Raw genomic sequence first — 25,104 nt, forward strand, 5'->3', positions numbered from 1 at the left:
AGCAATTCCAGGAAAAGTGTGAAACGGCTTTCCGTCCGGAATTGCGTAACGGAAACGCTCTAAAGCAAAGAGCCAGAGACAACTGCGCCCCGGGTAATGCCGGCCGCAAACTTCTTGGATTGGGGTGTTTTCAATTCGACTTCACTCTTCCCAGAACTGGTCGAGCCAAAGGTTCAGTCGGAAGAAGCCACCATTGTCGACAGCATAGACCCGCCTGGTGCCTTCAGGCTTGGCGCTGACCAGGCCTGCCTCGAGCAAAACCTTGAGATGCTGGGAAACCGCAGGCCTGGAAACAGGCAGGCCCGAGGCCAATTCGTTGACTGTTTTGGGGCCTCGTCTCAATTCTTCCAGAAGATAACGCCGGTTCGGATCAGCAATGGCGACGAAAGCATCGGAAAGCATCATGCCCCATTTGTGAGGCAAGTTGCAGTAAATCTCAACAGGAAACGTTTAGGTTGTTTCAGGTTTCGTGCGGGGGTCCAATCGTACCGCTTCCGGCGTCACGGCACGGTCCGCCGGCTGGGTCTTGAAGGCCTCGCGCGCCTCGACCGGAACGGGTGCCCGGCGGCTGATGCGAAGAGCCGTATAGCCGGCAAGCGCGATATGCGCGAAGGCAGTTGCCAGGAACAGTCCCTCCGGGCGAACCGAGCCCATCAGGGCGGCCGCGAGCAACGGCCCGATCATGGTGCCGAAGCCGTAGAGCAGCAGCAGACCGCCGGAAACCTTGACGAATTCCTCGGGAGAAGCGTGGTCGTTGGCGTGGGCGACCGCGATCGAATAGAGCGTATAGGCGAAGGCGCCATAGGCTGCGGTGAAGGTGATCACCAGCGTGCTGGAGCGGAATTCGAACAGGAACATGATGAGGGCGCAGAGCGCTGCTCCGACAGCCGCCGCCGCCAGCACATAGCGGCGGTCGGTACGGTCGGAGATGCGCCCGGCGGGAATCTGCATGGCAGCGCCTGCTACCACGACAAGGCTCATCATCAGCGCGATCTGCGCCGTCGAAATGCCGATGCGCGCGCCATAGACCGCGCCGAGTGTGCCCCAGGCACCATTGGCGACGCCGATGAGAACGCAGGCAACCGCTGATACCGGCGAGTTGGAATAGAGGCCTTTCAGGTCGAGCTTCACATCTTGCAGCGGCTTGGGGTGCGAGGCGCTGGAGACAGCGGTCGGGATCAGCGAGAGGCAGAAGAAGATGCCAGTGATCATGAACAGCGAGGCGGACTTCACGTCGCCGCCGGCGACGATCATCTGCCCGCCCATGATCGAGGCGTAGGTGACCATCATGTAGAGACCAAAGACGGTACCGCGGTTTTCATTCGTCGCCTTCTCGTTAAGCCAGCTCTCGATGACCATGAAGGCACCGGCCATGGTGAAGCCGGTAAAGGCACGCAGCGCGATCCAGATGTATTCGTCGATGAGAAGGCCGGTCAGAAGGGCGATGATGGCGCCGACCGCGGCAAAGGTGCTGAAGGCGCGGACATGGCCGGCGCGGCGCACCAGGCGCGGCGCGAAGAAACAGCCGGCGACAAACCCGCCCGCCCAGGCCGTGCCCATCAGGCCGAGGGAGGCGGTCGAAAAACCTTCCACCTGGCCACGCAGCGGCAGCAGCAGGCCATGCAGGCCGGATGCGGCGAGCAGGAATGCGGTGCCGCGAAGCAGGGAGAGGATCGGACGGTAGGTTGCGAACATCAGGTCGGTCCAGTGCGCGAATCAGGCGAAGCCAGTGGAGACGATGTTTTCAGGCATTTCGGCGGCACATTGCCGCTGTTGCGACGATCAGCGGCGAAACAGCGCCTCGGCTGCGGACTTCGTCGCGCCTTTCTGCTGAAGCTCCGTCTCAAGCCTGGTGATTTCGGCGCGCAAAAGGTCGATACGCTCGGTCAGTTCGCCAACCGACAGCAAGGCAAGGTCTTGCCCTACCTCATGCTTGAGGGCCTTCTTTACGGGCTCGTCGTCGAAGATCGCCATCGTCGCTCCTCCGTTGTTTTAGCGGTTTGCCTGACCCGCCTATCCGCATACATAGGAAAAGCATACATGGGGCAGGGGGTAAAATCATCCCGCCGCAAGAGCGGAGCAGATTGGTAAGGAACATGGTGAACGCACAGAAAATCCCGGCGAAGATGACAGCGGTGGCGATATCGGCCCCTGGCGGCCCGATGGTGCTCAAGCCGGAGAAGCGCGATGTGCCGACGCCGGAAGCCGGCGAGATATTGATCCGCGTTCACGCCGCCGGCGTGAACCGGCCGGATGTGATGCAGCGCAAGGGCGCCTATCCGCCGCCGCCCGGCGCTTCCGACCTGCCGGGCCTGGAAGTGGCAGGCGAGGTGGCCGCGCTCGGTGAAGGTGCAACACGCTGGCGCATCGGCGACCAGGTCTGCGCGCTGACGCCAGGCGGTGGCTATGCCGAATATGTAAGGGTGCACGCTTCCAATGCGCTGCCTCTGCCGGCGGGCTTTACCTACACCGAGGCTGCTGCCGTTCCGGAAACCTATTTTACGGTCTGGCACAACGTGTTCGAACGCGGCGCGCTGAAACCAGGTGAAACCGTGCTCATCCATGGCGGCTCGTCTGGTATCGGCACCACGGCAATCCAGCTTGCCTCGGCGCTGGGCTCTTATGTGATCGCGACGGCCGGCAGCGCCGAGAAATGTGAAGCCTGTCTCAAACTCGGCGCCGACCGGGCCGTGAATTACCGCGAGGAGGATTACGTCAAGGCGGTCAAGGACGCGACCGGCGGCAAGGGCGCTGACGTCATCCTCGATATGGTCGGCGGCGAATATGTCGGCCGCAACTACGACGCGGCCGCTGTTGAAGGACGCATCGTGCAGATCGCCACGCAGGGCGGCGCGATCGCTTCCGCGGACTTCTCGAAGCTGATGGTGAAACGGCTTGTCCATACCGGCTCGACGCTCAGGCCGCGTACCGTCGAATTCAAGGGTGCTGTCGCAGCCGCGCTGGAAACGCAGGTCTGGCCCTTGCTGGCATCCCGTCGCGTGGCGCCGGTGATGGACATGATCTTCCCGCTCAAGGAAGCCTGGCGTGCGCATGAGCGCATGGAAGAAGGTGACAACATCGGCAAGATCGTGCTCGACGTCGGATAACAAGACTTCTCGTCTGAGATTCTCCTTGCATGAAGAAGGCAAATCGTTCGCTCGCGCCGTACCATGGTGCATCCACTGGCGCCTTGGCGGCCGTGCGGCAGATGTTTTTGTCGGTCATGGTCTTTCTGTTCGGCCTGTCCGCCTCGGTTTCATCCGCCGATACCGGGCGCGGCAAGTGGATCGATTGCGATCCGGGCAGCATCGAGACCCTGCCCGTGCCGGATCCAGGTTCAGGGCGATCCTACGACGTCGAGATCAGTCTTCCAGCCGGCTATGACCGGGATGCCTCAACCAGCTATCCTGTACTCTATCTGGCTGATGGAGGCCGGGGCACGCGCCCGGTAACCTGTCAGATCAAGGCGCTTCGCGAAAAGGGAAGCCTCGCGGAGGAGCCCATCATCGTGGGGCTGTCCTACGCCAAGGGTGAGAGCCTGGAAACAAGCCGCAACCGGGACTACACGCCGGTCGCTCGCAGCCCCGGCGATACCGCGTATGGCGGTGCCGAGGCTTATCAGCGCTATCTGCGTGAAACCGTGCTGCCTTATGTCGAGGGCCGCTTTCGCGCCGATCCCAAGCGGCGCATCTATCTCGGACATTCCTATGGCGGGCTGCTTGGCGTCCGCATCCTGTTTACCGAACCCGACCTGTTCAGGACCTACATAATCGGCAGTCCGTCACTCTGGTTTGCGGAGCACGCCATCCTGGAGCTTGAGACTGGCTATGCCAAAGCCAACAGCGATCTGAAGGCCAATGTCCTGCTTTTTGTCGGCGGGGATGAGGTCCGCCGCTACGATCCCGGGCGAAGCGGGTACACCCAGGACATGGTTGGTGACATGAGGGCGTTCGCGTCGGGGCTCGGGCAGTACGGCTTCCCGAGCCTGACAGTCCGCTCCCTGGTCGCTCCTGGCAAGGACCACCGCAAGGTCTTTCGGCCAGGTTTGATCTGGGCCATAACCGCCGTGCTTGGCGGCGGCGGTTAGTCGTTTCATAGCGAGACACACCTGCGACGAGACGATGCCGGTACGTCGGCACCTGCCGGACGCGAGCGCTGCGCGGACGGATAACGCTTCAGGCTTGCGCGGCCTTTGGTACGACCCTGTAGGCGCAGCGGCGGGCGCCCGCGAGGATATGGTCCTGCCGCTCGATCGCGGCATCCGGACCGATCACGTCTTGGAAGACAGCCAGTTCCGATCGGCAGAAATTCTGGCAGGCGAGGGCGGCGGCGCAGATCGGGCAATGGTTCTCGATCAGCGTGAAAGCGCCGTCCTCCTCGCGCCATTCGGCCATGTAGCCTTCGCGTGAGCGGATCTCAGCCAGCTTCGAAACGCGTTCCTTGAGGGTGATGATGCCTTCCATCTCGCGTCGATAGTTTGCCAGTGTTTCGCTTTCGCGGGCATCGATCAGCTTTTCAAGACCTGCCGGCCCGAAGGTGCTTTTCACGGCGCGCAGCAATTGCACAGTCAATTCGGCATGAGCGTCCGGGAAGCGGGCGTTGCCGGCTTCGGTGAGCTGCCACAACTGAACCGGCCGGCCGACACCGCGCGTTTCGGCATGCGCCTCGGCCAGGCCTTCCGCCGCCAGCCTGGCAAGTTGCTGGCGCGCGTTTTCTCCCGTCGTGCCGAGTGCTGCGCCGAGATCCGAGGCGGTCTGCGGGCCCCGTGTTTTCAACAATGTCAGCAGGCGGTCAGCAGCCGAGCGGAGCGGTCGGTTTTTTTCCAAGTCATCGCTTGACATATTCGCGGTGTGCTCAATATTTACCCAAGTCTTCTCTTTGAAAATAGTCAACGTCGAAGGCCTGCGCAAGGTCGCTTCGCTAGAGCGTTTCCGTTTGGAAACGCGGAAACACTCTAACTCTTTGTTTTTGCGCAATTCCGGAAGAAAAACCGTTGCGCGCTTTTGCTGGAATTGCTCTGGAGGATCCACTCATGTCCCAAGAACAGGAAACAGGCTGGGGTGCTTTGCTCTCCGGCCCCAATGCCGTTCGGTCGCTGGCGCTTGCCGGCGGCGTCGCGCTTCATGCCATCAACGTCTATGTCGCCACGACCATTCTGCCGTCGGTCGTGAAGGATATCGGCGGCATCGACTACTATGCCTGGAACACGACGATCTTCGTCGCCACTTCCATCCTCGGTTCCGCCCTCTCTGCCAAGCTGCTGGGTGCCGCCGGACCGCGCGGCGCTTATCTGGTCGCCGCTCTCATCTTCGCTGCCGGCACTCTGTTCTGCGGTTTCGCTCCGTCGATGCCGGCATTGCTCGCCGGCCGGGCGGTGCAGGGTTTCGGCGGCGGCTTCCTGTTCGCGTTGTCTTACGCGATGATCCGCATCGTGTTCCCGGAAACGCTGTGGCCACGCGCCATGGGCCTCATATCGGGCATGTGGGGGGTCGCGACGTTGGTCGGTCCGGCCATCGGCGGCATTTTCGCCGAATATGGCGTGTGGCGAGCGGCCTTCTGGTCGCTGGCGCCGATCGCCATCCTGTTTGCCGTGCTGGCGGTGGCCATCCTGCCGGGCCAGAACCCCGACAGGAATGAGCACACGACCGTGCCGATCCTGCAGCTGGCATTGCTGCTTGCCGCGGTGCTGGCGGTGTCGGCAGGCAGCGTGTCACCCGATCCCGTCTACAATCTCTACGGGCTGGGCGCGGCGGTCGTGCTGATTGCCTTGCTGATCGGCGTCGAAAGCCGTGCCAGCAACCGGCTCCTGCCACGTGGTTCGTTTCGCCCCTCGACGGCGCTCGGCGCGCTTTTCGCCACCATGGCCCTGCTCGGCGTCACCGTGACGGGGTCAGAGATCTTCATCCCGCTGTTCCTGCAGGTGCTCTACGAACAGACGCCGCTGATCGCCGGCTATCTCGCCGCCATCATGTCGGCGGGCTGGACGCTCGGCTCGATCTGGAGCTCGGGCGCCGAGGGCAAGGGCATCGACCGTGCCATATTCGCGGCTCCCTTGTTCAGCTTCGTCGGGATGGCGGCGCTGGCCTTGCTGTTCCCGCTCGGCAGCGGGCATGACTGGCTGTTGCTGGCGCCGATCTGCGTTGCCTTCGCTGCCATCGGCCTCGGCGTCGGCATCGCCTGGCCGCATATCCTGACGCGCATCTTCAAGGCTGCGCCGGCGGACGAGCAGGACATCACGTCGGCCTCGATCTCCACCGTCACGCTGTTTGCAACGGCGTTCGGTGCGGCGCTGGCCGGCATGGTGGCCAATCTCGGCGGCCTGCTGGACCCGGGTGGCCTGGCCGGTACGGCGAGCGCGTCGCGCTGGCTGTTCGGCCTGTTTGCGCTGGCGCCGCTCACCTGCTTCATCACCGTGCGGCAGGTGGCGCGTACATGCCCGGCGAAGGGCAATCCGGCCGCGGCGGTCGTGGAGCCGGAAGCCGCCTGAGCCTCTCCTCGATGAACTGGTTAACGCCTGGGCAGGAAACGGCCCGGGCGTTTTCTTTTCAGTAATGTTGCAATGCAGCAAAGCATTGCTGCCATGCAAAAGCGTCTGTTCAACAAATGGGCAGGAATGCCTATTTGAGCATCATACAGATGATTGTGAAACTTAGGAGGGACAGATGAACCTGATCCGCAGCTACAAGAATTGGCGCCGTTACACCCAGACCGTTCGCGAACTGAGCCGTCTCAACAACCGTGAACTGGACGATCTCGGCATCAGCCGCTCTGACATCGAAAAGGTCGCTCGCGCGGCCGTCTAAGAGCAATTCCAGGAAAAGTGCGTGGCAGTTTTCCGTCCGGAGTTGCGTAAGGACAAAGAGTTAGAGGTCGCTCACGCGGCTATCTAAGCAGAGCCGATGCCTGGCGCGATACGTTCGCGCCGCCGGTTCCGAGCCCGCTGGACCCCGTCCGGCGGGTTTTGTTTTGGCGGGATGCCTCTGTGGCCTCCACCGGCTGATTGCAATAAAAATGGCCACGGCAGCGATGCCGTGGCCATTTTTATTGCTCGGGCGTGAGATCACCCGGGGCAGGGAACTCAGGCAGCTCATCGTTTCACGCAACGATGAGCCGCTCCGTTTCAGAGCTCAATTGGTCTTGACGTTGTTGCCGAGGCTCAGGAAGAGGGTCTCGCCGGAGGAGTCGTCGACGCCGTCATTGTCGGTCACGACATAGGCGTTGCCCTGCTTGTCAATGGTGAAGCCTTCGACCTTGTCGACGACATAACCGTTGGTGGCCGACTTCAGATCGGGCAGCAGGTCGCGCACCAGCGTCTTTTCGACGACCGGCAGTTCGCCGCCGAGCTTCGCCGGCTTGAAGCCGTCGAGCGCCACGCTGTAGATCCGCTTTACCTTGGCTTCCGAGCCGATCAGGTTGTCACGCTCGATGACGTAGAGCTTGCCGTCGTGAGCCGTGATCTCCGAAAGGCCCATCCAGCCCTTTTCGGCCTTCTCCAGCGGATAGCGCACCGCGGACCATTCCTTGGCCTTCGGCTTGTAGGCGAGCAGCTTCACCTGGCCCTTCGGATCGTCCTTCCATTCGCGCTGCACGGCTGCGACCAGGGTAAGGTCGTCGCCTTCGCCAATGGTGGTGATGCCTTCGAGACCGAAGCGCGTTTCATTGGGCAGCAGCTCGGCAGGGAAAGCGATCTCCTGCTTGATTTCGCCCTTCTCGTCGACGCGGTAGATGGCGTGCGGCACCAGCTTCTCGCTGTTGCCTTCGGAGGCCAACCAGAAACCGCCCTTGCCATCCGGCGTGATGCCTTCGAGGTCGAGCTTCTGCGCTGGGTTGCCGTTGCGGGTGACGACGATCTTGCCGGTGATCTTCGCAGGCGTCTGGGTGGCGTCGATCGTGTAGATCGCCGGCTGGTTGCCATAAACGGAGTCCGAAACCGCGTAGAGCTTGCCGGCCGTTTCCGGATCCGCGGCAAGACCGGACAATGCGCCCCAGCCGAGCGGCACGCCCTTGTCGGTCAGGCCGGCACTGATCGTCGGATAGGCAGGCTTGCCTTCGGCCCGTTCGAAAACCATGACATGCGAGCGGGCGAGGCCGTCTTCGCCGAGGTCGGTTTCATTGGCCGTGACGAAAAGGTTGCGCGCCGGGATGGCGAGCAGGCCTTCCGGGCCAATGCCGGAAGGCAGGGCCTGCAGGAATTTCGGCTCGGCACCGGTGTCCTGATAGACGCCGACGAGAGAGGCGCGCTCGGCGCCGACGAACAGCAGCTTGCTGTCGCCATAGGTGCCGACTTCAACGCCTTCCGGCTCGATGCCCTTCTTGTTGCGATGCTCCGGATAGTGACCGAGATTGGCGGCCTCATATTCGAAGCTCGCGCCGGATTCGTAGAGCACCTCGCCCTTCTTCGAGAAGATGGTGAAACCGCGCGAGCCGCCTTTCCAGTCACCTTCATTGGCGGTGACGAGACGATCATTGTCCAGCCACTTCACCGCATCGGGCTCACGCTTCTGGTTTTCGACCTTGCCGGAGAAATTGAAGGCGCCATCCTTCTTGGTGTCGACGTTTTCGAGCGTCACTGCACCCGCCGAGAAATGCGAGACGACCTTGGCAGTCTTTGCGTCGACGATGACGATGTGATTGTTTTCCTGCAGCGTCAGCGCGATCTCGCCGGCCTCGTTGAAGGCGACGAATTCCGGCTCGGCGTCTTCCGGCGCGATTTCGGACAGGCCGGTGACCTCCACGGTCTTGATGCCGGCGCAATCCGGCACGCCGGCGGCAACCGGCACGATCTTGAGGTTGCCGGACGGCAGCTGTGGCAGCGCGCCTTCGTTGATTTCCTCGTCGCGTTCATTTTCGATGGCGACAGCGAGGAATTTGCCATCCTTGCTCAGTGCCACGGAATCGGGCTGGCCGCCGAGGTCGCAGCTCGCCTCGACCTTCTTCGAGGCGATGTCGATGACGGTCAGTTTGCCGGAAGGCTCGGCCTTGCTCTTGGACGTGTTGATGCCGGCCAGGACCTTGCCGCCGGCAACGGTGACGGAAGTCGGCTCGCCGTCAACCTTGACGAGGCCGCCGGCCTTTGGCGCCTTGGGATCGGTGATGTCGACAAAACCGACCGCGCCATAAGGGCTGTCGGAGTAGACCAGTGTCTTGCCGTCTTCGCTGGCACTGATGATTTCGGCCGAGGTCTTGGCTTTCTTGTCGGCATCGGCGGGCAGGTTGTCGGCAACCGCAAAAGTGGCAATGCGGTTGAAGACCTGGTCGGCATGTGCGGGCAGGGCGGCCGAGGCGGCAAGCGTCGCGGTCAACGCCAGAAGGATGGAAGAACGGGGCATCGTTGATCTCTCGCAGAGCATGGGAACCACCCTCCCATGAGCGAGCCACATTTCAGCGGCATGACGAAAACATGAAGCTTCCATGACATTCGGGGTGGATGGCGTGCCGGCGCTGTGGGGCGATTTGCAGACGATCCGTAAAAACGTTGCGATCGGGCCCGTTAACCGCTATATACGGCGCGATTTCCCTTACTGGTGGCCTCAAACCACCGCCCGCGCGGGAACGCGGGCGAACGAGAAGGATATTCTAAAATGGCCAACACGCTTCTGATGCCCAAGGCGACCGCTGTCTGGCTGGTCGACAACACCGCGCTTTCGTTCGACCAGATCGCGCAGTTCTGCTCGCTGCACCCGCTCGAGGTGAAAGCGATCGCCGATGGCGAATCCGCGCAGGGCATCAAGGGCATGGATCCGATCATGACCGGCCAGCTTTCGCGCGAAGAGATCGCGCGTGGCGAGAAGGATTCCATGCATCGCCTCAAGCTGTCGGACCCCAAGGTCCGCGTGCCGGAATCCAAGCGCAAAGGCCCGCGCTACACGCCGCTGTCCAAGCGCCAGGATCGTCCGAATGCCATTCTGTGGCTGGTCCGCAACCATCCGGAACTGAAGGACGCGCAGATTTCGCGTCTCGTCGGCACCACCAAGTCGACCATCGAGCAGATCCGTGAACGCAAGCACTGGAACTCGGCCAACCTGGCGCCGATGGACCCGGTGACGCTCGGTCTCTGCTCGCAGATCGACCTCGACCTCGAAGTGCAGCGCGCCTCGCGTGGTCGTGAGCAGATTCAGCCTGTCGGCGATACCCTGCTGCCGGCTGCGCTCACCGAGCGCCTGGTGCCTGAGATGGACAAGCCGAAGGGCGAGGACGAGGAACTCGACGCCAATGCGGTCTTCGCCAAGCTCTCCGCGTTGAAGGGCAAGACCGAAGACGAAGACGAAGAATAAGCAAAGCCCGCTGTCCATCTCCTGTTTGGGGAGATGGACGAAGCCTAGCCGGAGCGCTGCGCAGTTCGGCGCAACAACACTCCGGCACGAGGCTGAAAGTCGTTTCCGATTTTCGAATGGGCGCGATTTCAGAAAGGGGCTAGGCGCCCCTTGCGGTTGGCCCCATGCCATAGGCTTCGCTGCGCTCGACCGCGCGGTAGAAATCGGCGAGCTGCTTGCCGCGTTCCGGCTTGAAGATGCGGCCGGCAATGTCGAGCGATGCGATGCGGTCGATACGGAAGGCGCGGAAGTCATCGCGCATCTCGCACCAGGCAACCAGTGTCCAGACCTTGCCCCAGAACCACAATCCCAGCGGGCGCACATCGCGTGCGGTGCTGCGACCGGCCTCGTCATTGTAGTCGATGGTCAGCACCTGGCGCTTCTCGATCGAGCGTTCGATCAGGTCGATCGCCTCGCGGGCAGCGTCGCTCACCACCCACATCGGCGTATGGATCTCGGTGCGGGCAATGCGGTCCTTCTCCGTGTCGGGCAGGACGGCGCCGATCTTGACCAGGGCCTCGTCGGCGGCACGGGCCATGGTGGCGCCGCCAAAGGCGCGCACCATGCGGGCGCCTGCCACCAGCGCCACGATCTCGTCGCGGGTGAACATCAGCGGCGGAAGGTCGAACCCTTCCCGCATCATGTAGCCGACACCGGCCTCGCCATCGATCGGCACCCCGGTCGACTGCAGATCGGCAATGTCGCGGTAGATGGTGCGCTCGGAAACTTCGAGCCATGTGCCGAGCTTCTGCGCCGTGACGAGACGGCCGCCACGCAAATGCTGGACGATCTGGAAAAGCCTGTCGGCACGTCGCATCGTCTTGATCCTTTAAGGTTCCAGCCCCTCGCGGCTGCGCTGCTCTTCGATGAACCCCGCGTCGAAGGACAATCGCTTCGTCGTTGGTGTCTTCGAACTCAGCACCCGCCAGAAGGGTGTGATATCGGCGAGCGCGGCGCCGCGCTCGAGGTCTTCAGCTGCGGCCTCTGCCACCGTGCGCAGATGATAGCCGATGGTGACCGGGCACGTGACTTCGGCGCCGTGTTCGATTGCCAATGCCGTCCGCAACGCCCTCACATCCATCTCGACTCCTTGCGGGATCGAGCGGATGAAGTTGTCCACTTGCCTTGGCGTCGGCACGAGCATCGGCTGGCCTTCGATCACGTCACTCATCGTGCGTGGCGTTGGCTTGATGCCGTTTATACCGGGCGTGTTCAGCCTGTCGGTCCAGCTCTTGACCATCGTCCCATCCGTTCGAACGAAGGACATTCGTTCCATTCTGTCAGTATGGCATTCTGCTCCTGACAGCATATTGTCAGGAGCTTGCACCGTACTCCCGTGCAAACAGCGCGCGCATCTCGATCAGCTCGGATTGTTTGTCAGGATACAGCGCGCCGATGAATTCCTTGGCGAAGGTGCCTGGCGCCGATCCGGGAGCCGAGACGACCGTTCGGTCGGCCACTGCATGCGGCACGTCGCTGTAGCGCTCCGCGCCCGCATAGGTCGGCAGATGTTCCAAGATCCAGTCACGGCCGTTGCTGGTGTGGGCATGGTCCCTGAACAGGCCAGCGCGCGCCAGCGCCAGCGTGCCGGCACAGATGCCGCCGACGACACCGCCGCGCGCAGCCACTGCGTTGACGAGGCCGGAGACATCCGGTGCGCCGTCGCCGGTCCACACATCCGAGCCGATGACCGCGACCGCATCGAGGTCGCTGTTCTCCGTGCTGTCGATCGACCGCTGCGGCGTCAGCTGAAACCCGCTCGTCGAAGTGACAGGCTGGCCGCTCGGGGTGAGGGATATGGCTTCAGCGCCAAACCATTCGACGGCTGAGGCTGCCAAAAGCCCGTATTCCCAATCCGCAAAGCGATCGATGAAAACGAAACCGATCTTCTTGGTGTCTGGCACGTCCATCCCTCCTCAGTGCCGTCCCACGGCTTGCGCACGTCGCTCTCTCAATATGACTGGCACATACTTCCCAGTCTGTATTCCAAGTGGATCGCGCGGTGGCCGTGGTTCCTTACTTGGGTGTGACAATCTGTCAATCCAAGAGCTTGCTAAAAAAAGTCGTTAGAGCCAGGAAAAGTGCAGAACGGTTTTTTGGTCCGGAATTGCGCAACACAGGATGTCAGAGCGTTTCCGCGTTTCTGTGAAAGCGGAGCGCTCTAGTCCTCGCGGCGACGCAGGCCGCTATACATATCCGGCCAGCCGATGTCGGAGCGGATGTCGGCCGACAGGCTGTTCAACAGACGCTCGGTGCGGATCTCGTTGCGGATCGTGCGGATCTTGCCGACATAGCGATGCAGCGAATCGATGATGGCGAAACGGTTCATGACAGCCTCCTTCATTTGATGGAGACACTATCGCATACCCCTGCTGACAGCAGTCTGTCAGGAGTGCGGAGGTGGTTCAGCGGCCTATTCCGCGCGCCTTCAGCGCCTGTGCGATCTCGTCCAGAATGGCAGGATCATCGATGGTCGCCGGCATTTTCCACTCTTCTTTATCGGCGATCTTCTGCATGGTGCCGCGCAGGATTTTTCCCGAGCGCGTCTTGGGCAGCCGCTTGATGGTCACCACCGTCTTGAAGGCGGCGACCGGGCCGATACGGTCGCGCACCAGCGCCACGGCTTCCTTCTCGACCGCGCCATCCTCGCGCGCCGCGCCGGCATTGAGCACCACAAGGCCGAGCGGCACCTGGCCTTTCATCGCATCGGCTATGCCGATGACGGCGCATTCCGCGACATCGGGGTGCTCGGCCAGGACTTCCTCCATGGCGCCCGTCGACAGGCGATGGCCGGCGACGTTGATGATATCGTCGGTGCGGGCCATCACGAAAAGATAGCCGTCTTCGTCGATCAGGCCGGCGTCGGCGGTCTTGTAGTAACCAGGGAACTCGTCGAGATAGGACTGACGGAAGCGTTTGTCCGCTTGCCAGAGCGTCGGCAGACAGCCGGGCGGCAGCGGCAGCTTCAACACGACATTGCCCAGCGTGCCCGTCGACAGTTCGTGGCCGGCATCGTCGAGCACACGGATGTCGTAGCCGGGCATCGGCACGCCAGGCGAACCGTATTTCACCGGCAGCATGCCGAGGCCGACCGGGTTCTGGGTGATCGGCGCGCCGGTTTCGGTCTGCCACCAATGGTCGATGACCGGCACTTTCAGATGGCGCTCCGCCCATTTGATGGTCTCGGGATCGGCTCGTTCGCCGGCCAGGAACAGGGTGCGGAACTTCGAAAGGTCATAGCCCGGGATCAGCGCGCCTTGCGGGTCCTGGCCCTTGATGGCGCGAAAGGCGGTCGGGGCGGTGAACAGTGCCGAAACGCCGTGATCGGCGATGACACGCCAGAAGGTCCCGGCATCCGGGGTGCCGACCGGCTTGCCTTCAAACATCACCGTTGTGCAGCCGGCAAGCAGCGGAGCGTAGACGATGTAGGAATGGCCGACCACCCAGCCGACGTCGGAGGCGGCCCAGAAGACCTCGCCCGGCTTGACGCCGAACTCGTTTTCCATGGTCCATCGCAACATCACCATATGGCCGCCATTGTCGCGCACCACGCCCTTGGGCTGCCCGGTGGTGCCGGATGTATAGAGCACATAGAGCGGGTCGGTTGCGGCGACACGGACGCAGTCGACCCAGGCGCCGGCAGCGCGCTCGCGCGCGACCTGGTCGGCAAGGTCGAAATCGCGGCCGGGAGTGAGGTCGCAGCGCAGTTCCTCGCGCTGCAGCACGAGGCAGGCATCCGGCTTGTGCCGGGCCAGGTCGATGGCGCCGTCGAGCAGCGGCTTGTAGGGCACGACACGCCCGGGCTCGATGCCGCAGGACGCGGACATGATGACCTTCGGTGTCGCATCGTCGATGCGGGTGGCCAGCTCGCGTGCGGCAAAGCCGCCGAAGACCACCGAATGGATGGCGCCGAGACGGGCACAGGCGAGCATAGCGATCGCCGCCTCCGGCACCATCGGCATGTAGATGATGACGCGGTCGCCCTTGCGCACGCCGCGGTTCCAAAGCGCCGAAGCAGTCGCCACCACCTCGCGCATCAGTTCGGCATAGGTATAGCGGGTGACCTTGCCGCTGTAGGCGCTGTCATGGATCAGCGCCGGTTGATCGGCGCGGCCGCCGGTCACATGGCGGTCGACGGCATTGTAGCAGGTGTTGCAGACCGCTCCGGCGAACCAGCGGCCGTAGACGTCCTCGCGCGCATCGAAGACGCGGTCCCAGCGGCGATACCAGTCGATTGCCTCCGCCGCCTTTGCCCAGAAGGCGTCGGGATCACGTTTCCAGTCGGCATAGACCTCGTGGTAGCGGCTGGTCATGCTGTTTCCTCCCTGCCTTTCGCCCTCGCTGGAAATCTAGCGTCTGCGCAACGTCGACGTCTATCTGACTAAGGGCGGTGATGGGGTTCGCGCGGCCTTTGACAGCAGGCCTGCGTCCTGCTCAAAAAGCGGCCATGTCGAAACTGCTCGCGCTTATCATCCTCGCCATGATGGCCATCCAGGTCATCAAGCCGCTCGGCTTGCCCGGGCTGAAGCGCCGGCGTGACTGCTGGAAACTCGCGGTCGCCGCTCTCGCCGCCATTTCACTGACGGCGTTGCTCGGTCACCAGTGGTAGGTGGCAGCCGTCAGGCGCCTTCGTCGTTTCCAACCACAAAGCGCAACAGATGTTCAGCCCAGGCGCGATAACCGGCCGCCGAGGCGTGGAAGCCGTCGCTGGCGAATCCCGCCTGCGGATCGGTGATCGGCAATCTTGATGCGGGTACAGCGCCGCGCTCGTAACACAGCCGCATGCCCATGCGGTTCACTTCCTGCGCGCGGATTTCCAGGATCTTACCGAGCAGGGAGGGCATTGCCGGGGCACGCGTGAACTCCAGCACCGGCGACCACACCACGCGCGCTTCCGGCCATTTGGCGCGCAAGGCGTAAAGCAGCCCGCCGAACTCCTTCTTGAAGCGCGACACCGAGTGGAAATTCTTGGTGTCGTTGGTGCCGATGCAAAGCACGATATGGGTCCAGGCATCGGCCGAGAGATTGGGCAGCACGTGATCGCGGATCTGGCCCGACGTCGCTGAATTGAAGCCGGCGGCGCGCCAGCGCACGGCTTGCCCGGTCTGCTCGGAGATCAGCGTGGCCAGTTGCGCCGCCAGACCATCTTCGGAACGGCCGATGCCGACAGAGGCGGCGGAAGAGTCGCCCAATACCAGAAGCGAGAGGGGAGGCTTTCTGCCGGTTATCTCATGCATGACCGGACCCGAGGCCGGCAACATGCGCGTGGTTCTGCGGCGCACGCCAATGCCCTGCCAGACATAGACGGGCAGGGCAAACCAGGTAAGCAGGGCGGTGATGCGGGACATGGCAGGCTCGATGCTAGAGCAATTCCAGGAAAAGTGCGTAGCGGTTTTCCGTCCCGGAATTGCGTAAAACAAAGAGTTAAAGCGTTTCCGCGTTTCCGTGAAAAACGGAAACGCTCTAGGACACGCAAAGCCTTAGCGCAGGACAGGCGACAGATGAATAGGGACCCTGCGTGTCGTTTGTTACCGCTGCGTCAGGGCGTTGGCAGAAGATCGATCACCTGCGCGCGTCCGAATCGACGGCGTTCTAGTGGCAGCAACTGTCGTCGGCCATTTCGGTCGCTTCGTATTCGTCGTGCAGGCGAACCCAGTCGATCATGCCGTAATAGGGACCGTTTTCGTTGCGGCCCTTCGGCGTCATGTCGAGATAGTCGTAGGCCGTGATCAGCGGTTCGCCGCCGCGTGCCCGTGACGTGAAAGTCAGGAAGATGTTGCCGGCCTCGTCCTTGAAGAAAACGCTGATGCCCGGCAAGTCGCGGATGGTGATGGCACGGGTCTCGAAATTGTAGACGGTCTCGCCGGCGGCGATCTGCCTGTCGGTGAACGAGACCTGCATGTCGAAGTTGAAGTCGCTGGCGTAGGACGACACCATGTCGAACTTCCAGCCCATGCGTTTCCTGAACGGCAGCAAGTCGGCCAGCGGGGCCCGTGCCACCACCACAAGCGACACGTCGTGGTGGCGCAGGTGCTGGTTGGCGCCGTCGATGTGGTCGCACAGGAACGAGCAGCCTTCGCAGTAGTGGTTGTCGCCCGGTCCCAGCATGAAGTGATAGACGATGAGCTGGCTGTTGTTGCCGAACATGTCGGCGAGGTCTCTCGGCCCGGTCCCGGTCTCGAAGACATAGTCCTTCCGGATCCTCAGCCACGGCAGTTCGCGCCTTTCGGCGGCGATCCTGTCGCGCAGGCGTGTCAGTTCCTTCTCGCGTTTCAGATGTTCGCTGTGGGCTCGAAACCATTCGTCCTGCGGGACGATCTTGCGCTTGGACATGGATCTTCTCCTTTCCCAATAGCCCGAAGCGTTTCCATTTTCACGGAAACGCTCTAACTCCTGTTCTCACGCAATTCCGGACGGAAAACCGCTGCGCACTTTTCCTGGAATTGCTCCAAGGACGTGTGGGGACTGTCCATTTCGACATCCGCGACGAAATATTTTCAGTCGATCCGACTGTGCCACTCCGCAAAACAAAAACCCGGGCGCGAGGCCCGGGTTTCGAAACGATGTGTATCGTGCTGGAGTTGCTCAGGCTGCCTTCTTGGCGCGCGATGCTTCAAAGATGCTGTCGATCGCTGAGCCCAGCGCGGCGTTGAACTCGCTGTCGCTCTGGCCTGCCGACAGACCTTCGGTCAGGGCACGCGAGAAGCTGGCGATGATGCCGTCATTCTGCTTCAGCTTGGCGTTGGCATCGTCGCGGGAATAGCCGCCGGACAGGGCAACGACGCGCATGACGCGCGGATCGTCGACCAGGGGCTTGTAGAGATTCGGCTTGGTCGGCAGCGTCAGCTTCAGCATGACCTGCTTGCCGGCCGGCACTTCGTCGAGATGCTTGCGGATTTCCGCCAACAGGATGTCCTCGGCCTCCGCCTTGTCCGGGATCGAGATGGTGACTTCCGGCTCGATGATCGGGACGAGGCCATGTGCCAGCACCTGCTTGCCGATCTCGAACTGCTGGTCGACGACGGCGGCGATGCCCTTCGCGTTGGCCGCGTCGATCACCGACCGTTCCTTGGTGCCGAAAATGCCCTTGGCAACCGCACGCTTGAGCAGCGCGTCGAGGGTCGGCATCGGCTTCATTAGCTTGACGCCATCCTGAGCCTCGGCCAGGCCCTGGTCGATCTTCAGGAAGGGCACGACATGGCGCTTTTCCCAGAGGTACTGCGCGGTCGGCGTGCCGTCGATGTCGCGGTCCATGGTCTGTTCGAACAGGATCGCGCCCATGACCTTGTCACCGGTGAAGGCGGGCGACTTGATGATGCGCGCGCGCATCTGATGAACGAGGTCGAACATCTCGGCGTCGTTCGACCAGGCGCTTTCGTCGACGCCGTAGAGCTTGAGCGCTTTTGGCGTGGAACCACCCGACTGATCGAGCGCTGCAATGAAGCCGTCCTTGTGTGCGGCCTGCGCAGCCATGTCCTTGTTCATCTCACCACTCATCGATTGCCTCCTGATTGTCTGCCCGGGCGAATATCAGAAGAGTTTTTGCGATGGAATGCCAGCAAAAACCTTGAATCGATTGAAAGATATCACTTGCGATGTGGAAGTGTTTCAGCCCGCAAGGGGCAAGAGGAGCGCAAACGATAGAGCGGAATGCAATCGCGAGGGATCGCAACTCCGCTCTATGTCCTTGTTTTGCCGCAAGGCCTTCATCTGAAAGGTCTGTCGACTGGTTCGCCGGCTTTCAGTCCGGGATCCGTTGCTAGGCCTTGAGGACCTCGACGCCCGGCAGCGGCTTGCCTTCCATCCATTCCAGGAAAGCGCCGCCAGCGGTCGAGACATAGGTGAAGTCGTCGGCAACACCGGCATGGTTGAGCGCGGCAACCGTATCGCCGCCACCGGCCACCGAAACCAGCTTGCCGGCCTTGGTGCGGGCGGCTGCGTGCCGGGCGGCGGCAACGGTTGCCTTGTCGAAGGGCGCGATCTCGAAGGCGCCGAGCGGGCCGTTCCACACCAGCGTTGCGGCGCGATCGATCCACTGGTTGACCGCCTCGACGGTCTTTTCACCGACATCCAGGATCATGGCATCCGCCGGCACGTTGTCGATGGCCACCGTCTCGTTGGCGGCACCTGCCTTGAATTCACGCGCCACAACGCCGTCCACCGGCAGGATGATGGCGCAGCCGGCGGTGGCCGCCTCGATCATGATCTGCTTGGCGGTGCTGGCGAGATCGTGTTCGCACAGCGACTTGCCGACATCGGTGCCGCGTGCGGCCAGGAAGGTGTTGGCCATGCCGCCGCCGATGACGAGGGCATCGACTTTCTTCACCAGGTTCATGAGGAGGTCGATCTTGGTCGAGACCTTGGCGCCGCCGACGATGGCGATGACCGGCTTGACCGGCGCGCCGAGACCTTTCTCGAGAGCTTCCAGCTCGGCCTGCATGGTGCGGCCGGCATAGGCCGGCAACGCGCGGGCGAGACCTTCGGTCGAGCAATGGGCGCGATGCGCGGCCGAAAACGCGTCGTTGACATAGATGTCGCCGAGCGCGGCGAATTGTTCGGTGAGTGCCGGGTCGTTCTTTTCCTCGCCCTTGTAGAAGCGGGTGTTTTCCAGAAGCAACACGTCGCCATTCTTGAGTTCAGCCACCGCCTGCTCGGCCTTTTCGCCGACGCAGTCGGTGGCGAAGGCGACCGGGCGGCCAAGCACCTGAGCGGTTGCGGCAGCGATCGGGCGCAGCGACAGATCCGGCGACGGACCATCCTTCGGGCGGCCGAAATGGGCGAGCAGGACGACCTTTGCACCCTTGTCCGACAGTTCCTTGATGGTCGGCACGACGCGCTCGATGCGGGTGAGGTCGCCGACCTTGCCGTCGGCGACCGGTACGTTGAGGTCGACGCGCACCAGGACGCGCTTGCCGCTGACGTTGCTGAGGTTGTCGAGTGTCTTGAAGCCAGCCATGTGGTTCCCTTTGGAGCCGTTCCAGGAAAACTGTGTACCGGTTTTCCGTCCGGAATCGCATAAAAACGAGGTGTCAGAGCGTTATCGCGTCACGGTGAAAAACGGAAATGCTCTCGTGAAAAGATGCCGGACCTTACCGGCCAAAATGGGGGATGCAAGACCGCATCACGGCACGGCGGAAAATATCCCGCCAGACGCTGACGTCAGGCCGGCTGCTTGGCATCGTCGTCCTTGTGAAGGGGCGCGTCGGTGCCGGTTGCTGGTCCTCCGTTTTCTGCGACAGGTTCCGATTTCGCGGGTCTGCGCAGGCTGCGGATGAAGCCGGCTATGCGGTCGAAAAGCTCGCCGCCGCTGAGGAACACGGGCACGCGGGCCACCGGCGCGGTCGGCTCGAAGGAAAGGCCGAGGCTGGTGATGCGCCCCTTGTCGTCAACGTCGCGCACGATCAGTTCGATCGAACCCAGCGAGACACGATCGGCATATTCGACATGGCCATCCAGTCGTTCCGTTACCAGCGCTCCGATGGTCAGCTTGCGTTCTTCGTCGGTCAGTCCGGGGCCATAAGCCAGTTCGAGTTCTTCGGCCGACCGGGCGGGGTCGACGGCAAAGGCGCCGAAGAAATCCGCATCCTCGGGATCGACCACAGCGCGGCTGGCGAACAGCTTGTCGATCAGGCGCGGATAACGATCCGGCACGAAGATGTAGACGTTGTCGCCGGCCTGCAGGCGACCCATGTCCTGGAAGCGCATCGAGCGGCCGTCGCGCACCACCAGCGAGGGGCGTGCCCAGCGCGGGATACGCTCGCCGCGCGCCACCGGGCTGCCGGCGACGACGCGATAGGCGAGCAGTTCGTGATGGGCGGAACCGGGCAGTTCGAGCTCGACCTTGTCGAGCGGGCCGATGCGCGCCGGCACGATCAGGCCGAGGCGGCGTGCCAGGGGGCCAACGGTCCAGCCCTGCACCACCAGCGAGACCAGCACGATGATGAAGGCGACGTTGAAGATCATGCGGCCATGCTCAAGCCCGCCGAGCAGCGGGGTGATGGCGAGCAGGATGGAAACGGCGCCGCGCAAGCCAACCCAGGAGACGAAGGCGACCTCTGGGCGCGGCAGCCGGAAAGGCAAGAGACAGAGCCACACCGCCAGGGGGCGGGCAATGAAGATCAGGAACAGGCCAAGCAGAATGGCCGGCAGCAGGATCACGGGAAACTGCGATGGTGTCGCAAACAGGCCGAGCACCAGGAACATGATGATCTGCGCCAGCCATGACATGCCGTCCTGGAAACGCTTCAGGATGGTGACGGCGCGGATGTCGGAATTGCCAGCGACGAGGCCGGCCAGATAGACGGCAAGGAAGCCGGAGCCACCGATGGCACCCGCAGCAGCAAAGACCATCAGCGACAGGGTCAGCACGAAGATCGGCAGCAGGCCGTGGTCGAGGTTCAGCCGGTCGACGAGGCGTACGATGGCCATGCCGCCGACGATGCCGACGGCTGCCCCCAGGCCCATGTTCAGCACGAATCCCAGAGCGAGATCTGCGATCAGCACCGGCGCCTCTGGATTGGCACCTGCAGCGATGACCTCGACAAGCGTGATGGTGAGAAAGATGGCGATCGGGTCGTTGGTGCCGGATTCCACTTCGAGCGTGGAACGGACACGCTCGCGCAGATTGATTTCGCCAGCGCGCAGCAGGAAGAAGACGGCGGCCGCGTCAGTGGAGGCGACGGAGGCACCCAGGAGGAAAGATTCCAGCCAGCTCAGGTTGAGCAGGTAGAAAGCGGCGATGCCGAAGACGCCGGTGGTCAGCACGACGCCGATCGTCGCCAGGGACAACGCAGGGCCTGCCGCCTGACGCAGTATCTTGAGCGGCGTGCCGAAGCCGGAATCGAACAGGATAACGGCAAGCGCCAGCGAGCCGATGAAATAGGCAACGCTGGCGTTGTCGAAGGCGATGCCCAGGCCATCGACACCCGTGGCGAGGCCGATGCCGAGGAAGAGCAGGAGCAGGGGAGCGCCGAAACGGAAGGCGATCAAGCTCGAAAACGCGGCGGCGACCACCAGTCCGGTGCCGATCAACGTCGCGAGATAGATCGCATGCTCCATCCGGTCTTTGTCCCTCACCCTTCACTGATTTCCGCTTTACGGGAGAGTGGGGCGAAGACATGGCCGGTGCAAGGCGCGGAGGTGATTTTTTGACCTGCGCAGCGATCTTTCAGAGTCGCTCCTTGTGCATTAGGTCTTTGTTTTTACGGATGTCGTCATCGTGAAACCGCTGCGCGGCATGCCCTAACACGCTCAGACCAGTGCATTTTTCTCCGAGCGCGCATCGGCCTGGAAATCGCGGTCGATCGCTGGATTGATACGCAAGTTCAAAGTGCCGGTGCGCTCTCTGGCGCCTGATGAGCTTGCGGCGCTCCAACGAAAAACGCCCGGCAGAGCCGGGCGTTTTGGAAAAGGAAACGAAGCTCCGATCAGGCGATCGTCTTGGCCATGGCGACAGCGGTGTCGGCCATGCGGTTGGAGAAGCCCCATTCGTTGTCGTACCAGGACATGACACGCACCAGGTTGCCTTCGATGACCTTGGTCTGGTCGAGCGCGAAGGTCGAGGAGTGCGGGTCGTGGTTGAGGTCGACCGAGACGAGCGGATCCTTGGTGTAGGCGAGGATGCCTTTGAGCGAACCGTCGGCGGCTGCAACCAGGGCGGCATTGACCTCTTCGACGGTGACCGGCTTCTTGGCCACGAACTTGAAGTCGATGACCGAGACGTTCGGGGTCGGCACGCGGATCGAGACGCCGTCGAGCTTGCCCTTGAGCTCCGGCAGCACCAGGCCGACGGCCTTGGCCGCACCCGTCGAGGTCGGGATCATCGACATCGCCGCGGCGCGGGCGCGATAGAGATCCTTGTGCATGGTGTCCAGCGTCGGCTGGTCGCCGGTATAGGCGTGGATCGTCGTCATGAAGCCCTTTTCGATGCCGAAGGCGTCGTTGAGCACCTTGGCCACCGGCGCCAGGCAGTTGGTGGTGCAGGAGGCGTTGGAGATGACGATGTGATCCTTGGTGATCTTGTCGTGGTTGACGCCGTAGACAACGGTGAGGTCGGCGCCGTCGGCCGGAGCCGAGACGATCACGCGCTTGGCGCCGGCGGTCAGATGCGCCGAGGCCTTGTCCTTCGACGTGAAGATGCCGGTGCATTCGAGCGCGATGTCGACATTGAGTTCCTTCCAGGGCAGCTGGGCAGGATCCTTGACCGCGGTGACCTTGATCTTGTCGTTGCCGATGATGATCTGGTCGCCGTCGACTTTCACCTCATGCGGGAAACGGCCATGCACGCTGTCGTAGCGCAGCAGGTGGGCGTTGGTCTCGACCGGGCCGAGGTCGTTGACGGCAACGACGACGATGTCCTTGCGGCCGGACTCGTAGATGGCGCGCAAAATGTTGCGGCCGATACGGCCAAACCCATTGATGGCAACTCTGACGGTCATGTGTTTCTCCCGGGGAGCGTGAAAAGGCGGATGAAAGGTCCGCCGCCTCAATAAAGGCGGGCAGCCAAAATATCCAGCCGCCCGGCCTGTAGGCTAATCGTTTCAGTCATCTGGTGCGACGAAACGGCCCGGCGGATGGCCGCCGGGGAAGGCATTATTTGGCGTGCAGGCGGGCTTCCGCTGCCTTGGCCGCGTCCTCGGCGGTGATGCCGAAATGCTTGTAGAGCTGTTCGATCGTGCCCGAAGCGCCGAAGCCGGTCATGCCGACGAAGATGCCGTCGGTGCCGATGATCGGATCCCAGCCCTGGCGGATGCCGGCCTCGATGGCGACCTTCACCTTGGCCTTGCCGATGATCTTTGCGCGATAGGCTTCGTCCTGCTGGAAGAACAGTTCGAAGCAAGGCACCGAGACGACGCGGGTCGGATGACCGTGACCCTGCAGCAGGGCACGGGCGCCGAGCGCGATCTCGATTTCGGAACCGGTGGCGAAGATGGTGACGGCGGCTTCGCCGCCTTCTGCTGCGGCCAGCTCATAGGCGCCCTTGCCGCACAGGTTCTCCGCGACATAGTCCGTGCGCACCGCCGGCAGGTTCTGGCGGGTCAGCGCCAGGGTCGACGGCGTCTTCTCCGATTCCAGCGCCAGCTGCCAGCATTCGGCGGCTTCGGTGGCGTCGGCCGGGCGGAAGACGAGGTGGTTCGGAATGGCGCGCAGGGCCGCCAGATGCTCGACCGGCTGATGGGTCGGGCCGTCTTCGCCGAGGCCGATCGAGTCATGCGTCATAACGAAGATCGAGCGGATGCCCATCAGCGAGGCAAGGCGCATGGCCGGGCGGGCGTAGTCGGTGAAGCACATGAAGGTGCCGCCGTAGGGAATGATGCCGCCATGCAGCGTCATGCCGTTCATGGCAGCGGCCATGCCGTGTTCGCGGACACCGTAGTGCACATAGCGCTGGCCGTAGTCCGTGGCGGTGATCGCCTTGGTCTGGCTGGTCTTGGTGTTGTTGGAACCGGTCAGGTCGGCCGAGCCGCCGATGGTCTCCGGCACCGCGCCATTGATGACTTCCAGCGCCATTTCCGACGACTTGCGGGTCGCGACCTTCGGCTTGTCGACGGCCAGCTTCTTCTTGTAGTCGGCGATGACGGCGTCGAAATCCTGCGGCAGCTTGCCGGCGTTGCGGCGCTCGAATTCGGCACGCTGCTTGGCGTCGGCCTTGGCCAGGCGGCCTTCCCAATCTTCCCGCTTCTTGGCTCCGGCTTCGCCGGCGGCGCGCCAGGCGCTCAGGATGTCAGCCGGAATTTCGAAGGCCGGCGATTCCCAATTGAAGAACTTGCGTGCGCCGGCGATCTCTTCAGCGCCGAGCGGCGAGCCGTGCACCTTGTTGGTGCCTGCCTTGGTCGGTGCGCCGAAGCCGATGGTGGTCTTGGCGGCGATCAGCGTCGGCTTGTCGGAATGGCGGGCGGCTTCGACGGCGTAGGCGATCGCTTCCGGATCATGGCCGTCGACATGCACGGCGTTCCAGCCAGAGGCCTGGAACCGCGCGACCTGGTCGGTCGAGTCGGCCAGCGTGACCGGGCCGTCGATGGAGATGTTGTTGTTGTCCCAGAACACGATGAGCTTGTTCAGCTTCAGGTGGCCGGCGAGCGAGATCGCTTCCTGGGAAATGCCTTCCATGAGGCAGCCGTCGCCGGCCAGCACATAGGTGTAGTGGTCGACGAGGTCGTTGCCGAAGGCGGCATTCAGGATGCGTTCGCCGAGCGCGAAGCCGACCGAATTGGAGATACCCTGGCCGAGCGGGCCGGTGGTGGTCTCGATGCCGGTGGCATGGCCGTATTCCGGGTGGCCGGCGGTGCGGGCGCCGAGCTGGCGGAAATTCTTGATCTCTTCGATGGTCATGTCCTCGTAGCCCGTCAGATAGAGCAGCGAGTAGAGCAGCATCGAGCCGTGGCCGGCCGACAGGATGAAACGGTCGCGGTCGGGCCAGTGCGGGTTCTTGGCGTCGAACTTCAGGAAGCGTGTGAACAGCACGGTTGCAATGTCTGCAGCGCCCATCGGCAGGCCGGGATGGCCGGAATTGGCCTTCTCGACGGCATCCATGGACAGAAAGCGGATCGCATTGGCCATCCGGTCATGTTGTTCGCGCGAAACCATGGTTCCTCCAGCCGTTCAGGTTCGGAAAAGATGCCGGGACACATAGCAGGCCAGCCGATTGAGTCAATAAAACCTAAATCGATTTAATAGGCTTCTCGTCAAGGAAAATGTCGCTGTGGCCTCATCAATTCGGCGTTAGCGGGGGACAGGAGAGCCGGCTTTATTGACGCGGCCTTCACCCGCCGCCTAATGTTTCACGAATAAC

At 62.7% G+C, this 25,104-nt stretch carries 24 protein-coding genes; 7 read left to right on the forward strand and 17 right to left on the reverse strand.

Annotated elements, in window-relative coordinates; genetic code table 11:
• Positions 1 to 141 precede the first annotated feature (141 nt).
• From AC3WTO_RS14365 to AC3WTO_RS14375, 3 genes are all read right to left on the reverse strand, one after another.
• Positions 142 to 405: an ArsR/SmtB family transcription factor gene (locus tag AC3WTO_RS14365; protein ID WP_492461383.1), complete on the reverse strand. Its 264-nt coding sequence runs from the start codon at positions 403 to 405 to the stop codon at positions 142 to 144.
• 45 nt (positions 406 to 450) lie between these two features.
• Positions 451 to 1,695 (reverse strand): MFS transporter, encoded by a 1,245-nt coding sequence (locus AC3WTO_RS14370; protein ID WP_492461384.1) that lies wholly within the window; start codon positions 1,693 to 1,695, stop codon positions 451 to 453.
• An 87-nt stretch (positions 1,696 to 1,782) separates the two neighbouring features.
• Positions 1,783 to 1,974, reverse strand: coding sequence for a DUF1192 domain-containing protein (locus AC3WTO_RS14375; protein WP_492461385.1), 192 nt, complete (start codon positions 1,972 to 1,974; stop codon positions 1,783 to 1,785).
• A gap of 122 nt (positions 1,975 to 2,096) precedes the next feature.
• On the opposite strand from AC3WTO_RS14375, the gene AC3WTO_RS14380 reads away from it, so the two are divergent.
• Together AC3WTO_RS14380 and AC3WTO_RS14385 are read left to right on the forward strand one after the other, a co-directional pair.
• Positions 2,097 to 3,107, forward strand: a complete 1,011-nt coding sequence (locus tag AC3WTO_RS14380; RefSeq protein ID WP_492461386.1) for an NAD(P)H-quinone oxidoreductase — start codon at positions 2,097 to 2,099, stop codon at positions 3,105 to 3,107.
• Positions 3,108 to 3,136: 29 nt separating this feature from the next.
• Positions 3,137 to 4,087: an alpha/beta hydrolase gene (locus AC3WTO_RS14385; RefSeq protein WP_492461387.1), complete on the forward strand. Its 951-nt coding sequence runs from the start codon at positions 3,137 to 3,139 to the stop codon at positions 4,085 to 4,087.
• An 88-nt stretch (positions 4,088 to 4,175) separates the two neighbouring features.
• On the opposite strand, the gene AC3WTO_RS14390 is transcribed toward AC3WTO_RS14385, so the two are convergent.
• The gene (locus AC3WTO_RS14390) at positions 4,176 to 4,841 is read right to left on the reverse strand and encodes a helix-turn-helix transcriptional regulator (RefSeq protein WP_492461553.1); all 666 of its coding nucleotides are present in this window, start codon (positions 4,839 to 4,841) and stop codon (positions 4,176 to 4,178) included.
• A 191-nt stretch (positions 4,842 to 5,032) separates the two neighbouring features.
• Here AC3WTO_RS14390 and AC3WTO_RS14395 point away from each other — a divergent pair, with 191 nt between their 5' ends.
• Together AC3WTO_RS14395 and AC3WTO_RS14400 are read left to right on the forward strand one after the other, a co-directional pair.
• On the forward strand, positions 5,033 to 6,487 hold the full coding sequence (locus AC3WTO_RS14395; protein WP_492461388.1) for an MFS transporter: 1,455 nt from the start codon (positions 5,033 to 5,035) through the stop codon (positions 6,485 to 6,487).
• A gap of 175 nt (positions 6,488 to 6,662) precedes the next feature.
• A complete protein-coding gene (locus AC3WTO_RS14400; RefSeq protein ID WP_448116728.1) occupies positions 6,663 to 6,803 on the forward strand; it encodes a DUF1127 domain-containing protein in 141 nt (46 codons plus the stop codon).
• A gap of 324 nt (positions 6,804 to 7,127) precedes the next feature.
• Here the strand turns inward: AC3WTO_RS14400 and AC3WTO_RS14405 are convergent, their stop codons facing one another.
• The gene (locus AC3WTO_RS14405) at positions 7,128 to 9,329 is read right to left on the reverse strand and encodes an esterase-like activity of phytase family protein (RefSeq protein WP_492461389.1); all 2,202 of its coding nucleotides are present in this window, start codon (positions 9,327 to 9,329) and stop codon (positions 7,128 to 7,130) included.
• A gap of 82 nt (positions 9,330 to 9,411) precedes the next feature.
• Here AC3WTO_RS14405 and AC3WTO_RS14410 point away from each other — a divergent pair, with 82 nt between their 5' ends.
• Together AC3WTO_RS14410 and AC3WTO_RS14415 are read left to right on the forward strand one after the other, a co-directional pair.
• Positions 9,412 to 9,600 carry a hypothetical protein gene (locus AC3WTO_RS14410; RefSeq protein WP_492461390.1) on the forward strand — a complete coding sequence of 63 codons (189 nt, stop codon included), beginning with the start codon at positions 9,412 to 9,414 and terminating at the stop codon, positions 9,598 to 9,600.
• Complete coding sequence (locus AC3WTO_RS14415; RefSeq protein ID WP_492461391.1) at positions 9,582 to 10,274, forward strand: DUF1013 domain-containing protein; 693 nt, start codon at positions 9,582 to 9,584, stop codon at positions 10,272 to 10,274. Before AC3WTO_RS14410 ends, AC3WTO_RS14415 begins: the two co-directional genes overlap by 19 nt.
• Before the next feature lie 139 nt (positions 10,275 to 10,413).
• On the opposite strand, the gene AC3WTO_RS14420 is transcribed toward AC3WTO_RS14415, so the two are convergent.
• The 5 genes from AC3WTO_RS14420 to AC3WTO_RS14440 form a co-directional block, all read right to left on the reverse strand.
• Entirely contained in the window at positions 10,414 to 11,130 is a 717-nt protein-coding gene (locus tag AC3WTO_RS14420) for a helix-turn-helix transcriptional regulator (RefSeq protein ID WP_129412885.1), read from the reverse strand.
• Positions 11,131 to 11,142: 12 nt separating this feature from the next.
• Complete coding sequence (locus AC3WTO_RS14425) at positions 11,143 to 11,553, reverse strand: hypothetical protein (protein WP_492461392.1); 411 nt, start codon at positions 11,551 to 11,553, stop codon at positions 11,143 to 11,145.
• A gap of 73 nt (positions 11,554 to 11,626) precedes the next feature.
• The gene (locus AC3WTO_RS14430; RefSeq protein ID WP_492461393.1) at positions 11,627 to 12,217 is read right to left on the reverse strand and encodes a DJ-1/PfpI family protein; all 591 of its coding nucleotides are present in this window, start codon (positions 12,215 to 12,217) and stop codon (positions 11,627 to 11,629) included.
• Between the two features lie 257 nt (positions 12,218 to 12,474).
• Positions 12,475 to 12,642, reverse strand: a complete 168-nt coding sequence (locus tag AC3WTO_RS14435; RefSeq protein ID WP_165358141.1) for a hypothetical protein — start codon at positions 12,640 to 12,642, stop codon at positions 12,475 to 12,477.
• 76 nt (positions 12,643 to 12,718) lie between these two features.
• Entirely contained in the window at positions 12,719 to 14,626 is a 1,908-nt protein-coding gene (locus tag AC3WTO_RS14440; protein ID WP_492461394.1) for a propionyl-CoA synthetase, read from the reverse strand.
• A 134-nt stretch (positions 14,627 to 14,760) separates the two neighbouring features.
• Here AC3WTO_RS14440 and AC3WTO_RS14445 point away from each other — a divergent pair, with 134 nt between their 5' ends.
• Complete coding sequence (locus AC3WTO_RS14445) at positions 14,761 to 14,922, forward strand: hypothetical protein (protein WP_186306934.1); 162 nt, start codon at positions 14,761 to 14,763, stop codon at positions 14,920 to 14,922.
• Positions 14,923 to 14,932: 10 nt separating this feature from the next.
• On the opposite strand, the gene AC3WTO_RS14450 is transcribed toward AC3WTO_RS14445, so the two are convergent.
• From AC3WTO_RS14450 to tkt, 7 genes are all read right to left on the reverse strand, one after another.
• Positions 14,933 to 15,661: an SGNH/GDSL hydrolase family protein gene (locus AC3WTO_RS14450; protein ID WP_492461395.1), complete on the reverse strand. Its 729-nt coding sequence runs from the start codon at positions 15,659 to 15,661 to the stop codon at positions 14,933 to 14,935.
• Between the two features lie 244 nt (positions 15,662 to 15,905).
• The gene (locus AC3WTO_RS14455; protein WP_492461396.1) at positions 15,906 to 16,646 is read right to left on the reverse strand and encodes a DUF899 domain-containing protein; all 741 of its coding nucleotides are present in this window, start codon (positions 16,644 to 16,646) and stop codon (positions 15,906 to 15,908) included.
• Between the two features lie 252 nt (positions 16,647 to 16,898).
• A complete protein-coding gene (locus tag AC3WTO_RS14460) occupies positions 16,899 to 17,810 on the reverse strand; it encodes a fructose bisphosphate aldolase (RefSeq protein ID WP_492461397.1) in 912 nt (303 codons plus the stop codon).
• A 262-nt stretch (positions 17,811 to 18,072) separates the two neighbouring features.
• Positions 18,073 to 19,269 (reverse strand): phosphoglycerate kinase, encoded by a 1,197-nt coding sequence (locus AC3WTO_RS14465; protein WP_492461398.1) that lies wholly within the window; start codon positions 19,267 to 19,269, stop codon positions 18,073 to 18,075.
• A 203-nt stretch (positions 19,270 to 19,472) separates the two neighbouring features.
• Positions 19,473 to 21,371, reverse strand: a complete 1,899-nt coding sequence (locus AC3WTO_RS14470; RefSeq protein WP_492461399.1) for a potassium/proton antiporter — start codon at positions 21,369 to 21,371, stop codon at positions 19,473 to 19,475.
• Positions 21,372 to 21,739: 368 nt separating this feature from the next.
• A complete protein-coding gene (gene gap, locus AC3WTO_RS14475) occupies positions 21,740 to 22,750 on the reverse strand; it encodes a type I glyceraldehyde-3-phosphate dehydrogenase (protein WP_492461400.1) in 1,011 nt (336 codons plus the stop codon).
• A gap of 154 nt (positions 22,751 to 22,904) precedes the next feature.
• Positions 22,905 to 24,899, reverse strand: coding sequence for a transketolase (tkt, locus tag AC3WTO_RS14480; RefSeq protein ID WP_492461401.1), 1,995 nt, complete (start codon positions 24,897 to 24,899; stop codon positions 22,905 to 22,907).
• Positions 24,900 to 25,104 lie beyond the last annotated feature (205 nt).

It is taken from the genome of Mesorhizobium sp. EU05-FHT14A09 (genome assembly GCF_058790995.1).

What these genes read in the sequence shown, in the direction of transcription:
- AC3WTO_RS14365 (WP_492461383.1), bottom strand. Translation starts at nt 405, where the DNA reads ATGATGCTTTCCGATGCTTTCGTCGCCATTGCTGATCCGAACCGGCGT.
- AC3WTO_RS14370 (WP_492461384.1), bottom strand. Translation starts at nt 1,695, where the DNA reads ATGTTCGCAACCTACCGTCCGATCCTCTCCCTGCTTCGCGGCACCGCA.
- AC3WTO_RS14375 (WP_492461385.1), bottom strand. Translation starts at nt 1,974, where the DNA reads ATGGCGATCTTCGACGACGAGCCCGTAAAGAAGGCCCTCAAGCATGAG.
- AC3WTO_RS14380 (WP_492461386.1), top strand. Translation starts at nt 2,097, where the DNA reads ATGGTGAACGCACAGAAAATCCCGGCGAAGATGACAGCGGTGGCGATA.
- AC3WTO_RS14385 (WP_492461387.1), top strand. Translation starts at nt 3,137, where the DNA reads ATGAAGAAGGCAAATCGTTCGCTCGCGCCGTACCATGGTGCATCCACT.
- AC3WTO_RS14390 (WP_492461553.1), bottom strand. Translation starts at nt 4,841, where the DNA reads ATGTCAAGCGATGACTTGGAAAAAAACCGACCGCTCCGCTCGGCTGCT.
- AC3WTO_RS14395 (WP_492461388.1), top strand. Translation starts at nt 5,033, where the DNA reads ATGTCCCAAGAACAGGAAACAGGCTGGGGTGCTTTGCTCTCCGGCCCC.
- AC3WTO_RS14400 (WP_448116728.1), top strand. Translation starts at nt 6,663, where the DNA reads ATGAACCTGATCCGCAGCTACAAGAATTGGCGCCGTTACACCCAGACC.
- AC3WTO_RS14405 (WP_492461389.1), bottom strand. Translation starts at nt 9,329, where the DNA reads ATGCCCCGTTCTTCCATCCTTCTGGCGTTGACCGCGACGCTTGCCGCC.
- AC3WTO_RS14410 (WP_492461390.1), top strand. Translation starts at nt 9,412, where the DNA reads ATGACATTCGGGGTGGATGGCGTGCCGGCGCTGTGGGGCGATTTGCAG.
- AC3WTO_RS14415 (WP_492461391.1), top strand. Translation starts at nt 9,582, where the DNA reads ATGGCCAACACGCTTCTGATGCCCAAGGCGACCGCTGTCTGGCTGGTC.
- AC3WTO_RS14420 (WP_129412885.1), bottom strand. Translation starts at nt 11,130, where the DNA reads ATGCGACGTGCCGACAGGCTTTTCCAGATCGTCCAGCATTTGCGTGGC.
- AC3WTO_RS14425 (WP_492461392.1), bottom strand. Translation starts at nt 11,553, where the DNA reads ATGGTCAAGAGCTGGACCGACAGGCTGAACACGCCCGGTATAAACGGC.
- AC3WTO_RS14435 (WP_165358141.1), bottom strand. Translation starts at nt 12,642, where the DNA reads ATGAACCGTTTCGCCATCATCGATTCGCTGCATCGCTATGTCGGCAAG.
- AC3WTO_RS14440 (WP_492461394.1), bottom strand. Translation starts at nt 14,626, where the DNA reads ATGACCAGCCGCTACCACGAGGTCTATGCCGACTGGAAACGTGATCCC.
- AC3WTO_RS14445 (WP_186306934.1), top strand. Translation starts at nt 14,761, where the DNA reads ATGTCGAAACTGCTCGCGCTTATCATCCTCGCCATGATGGCCATCCAG.
- AC3WTO_RS14450 (WP_492461395.1), bottom strand. Translation starts at nt 15,661, where the DNA reads ATGTCCCGCATCACCGCCCTGCTTACCTGGTTTGCCCTGCCCGTCTAT.
- AC3WTO_RS14455 (WP_492461396.1), bottom strand. Translation starts at nt 16,646, where the DNA reads ATGTCCAAGCGCAAGATCGTCCCGCAGGACGAATGGTTTCGAGCCCAC.
- AC3WTO_RS14460 (WP_492461397.1), bottom strand. Translation starts at nt 17,810, where the DNA reads ATGAGTGGTGAGATGAACAAGGACATGGCTGCGCAGGCCGCACACAAG.
- AC3WTO_RS14465 (WP_492461398.1), bottom strand. Translation starts at nt 19,269, where the DNA reads ATGGCTGGCTTCAAGACACTCGACAACCTCAGCAACGTCAGCGGCAAG.
- AC3WTO_RS14470 (WP_492461399.1), bottom strand. Translation starts at nt 21,371, where the DNA reads ATGGAGCATGCGATCTATCTCGCGACGTTGATCGGCACCGGACTGGTG.
- gap (WP_492461400.1), bottom strand. Translation starts at nt 22,750, where the DNA reads ATGACCGTCAGAGTTGCCATCAATGGGTTTGGCCGTATCGGCCGCAAC.
- tkt (WP_492461401.1), bottom strand. Translation starts at nt 24,899, where the DNA reads ATGGTTTCGCGCGAACAACATGACCGGATGGCCAATGCGATCCGCTTT.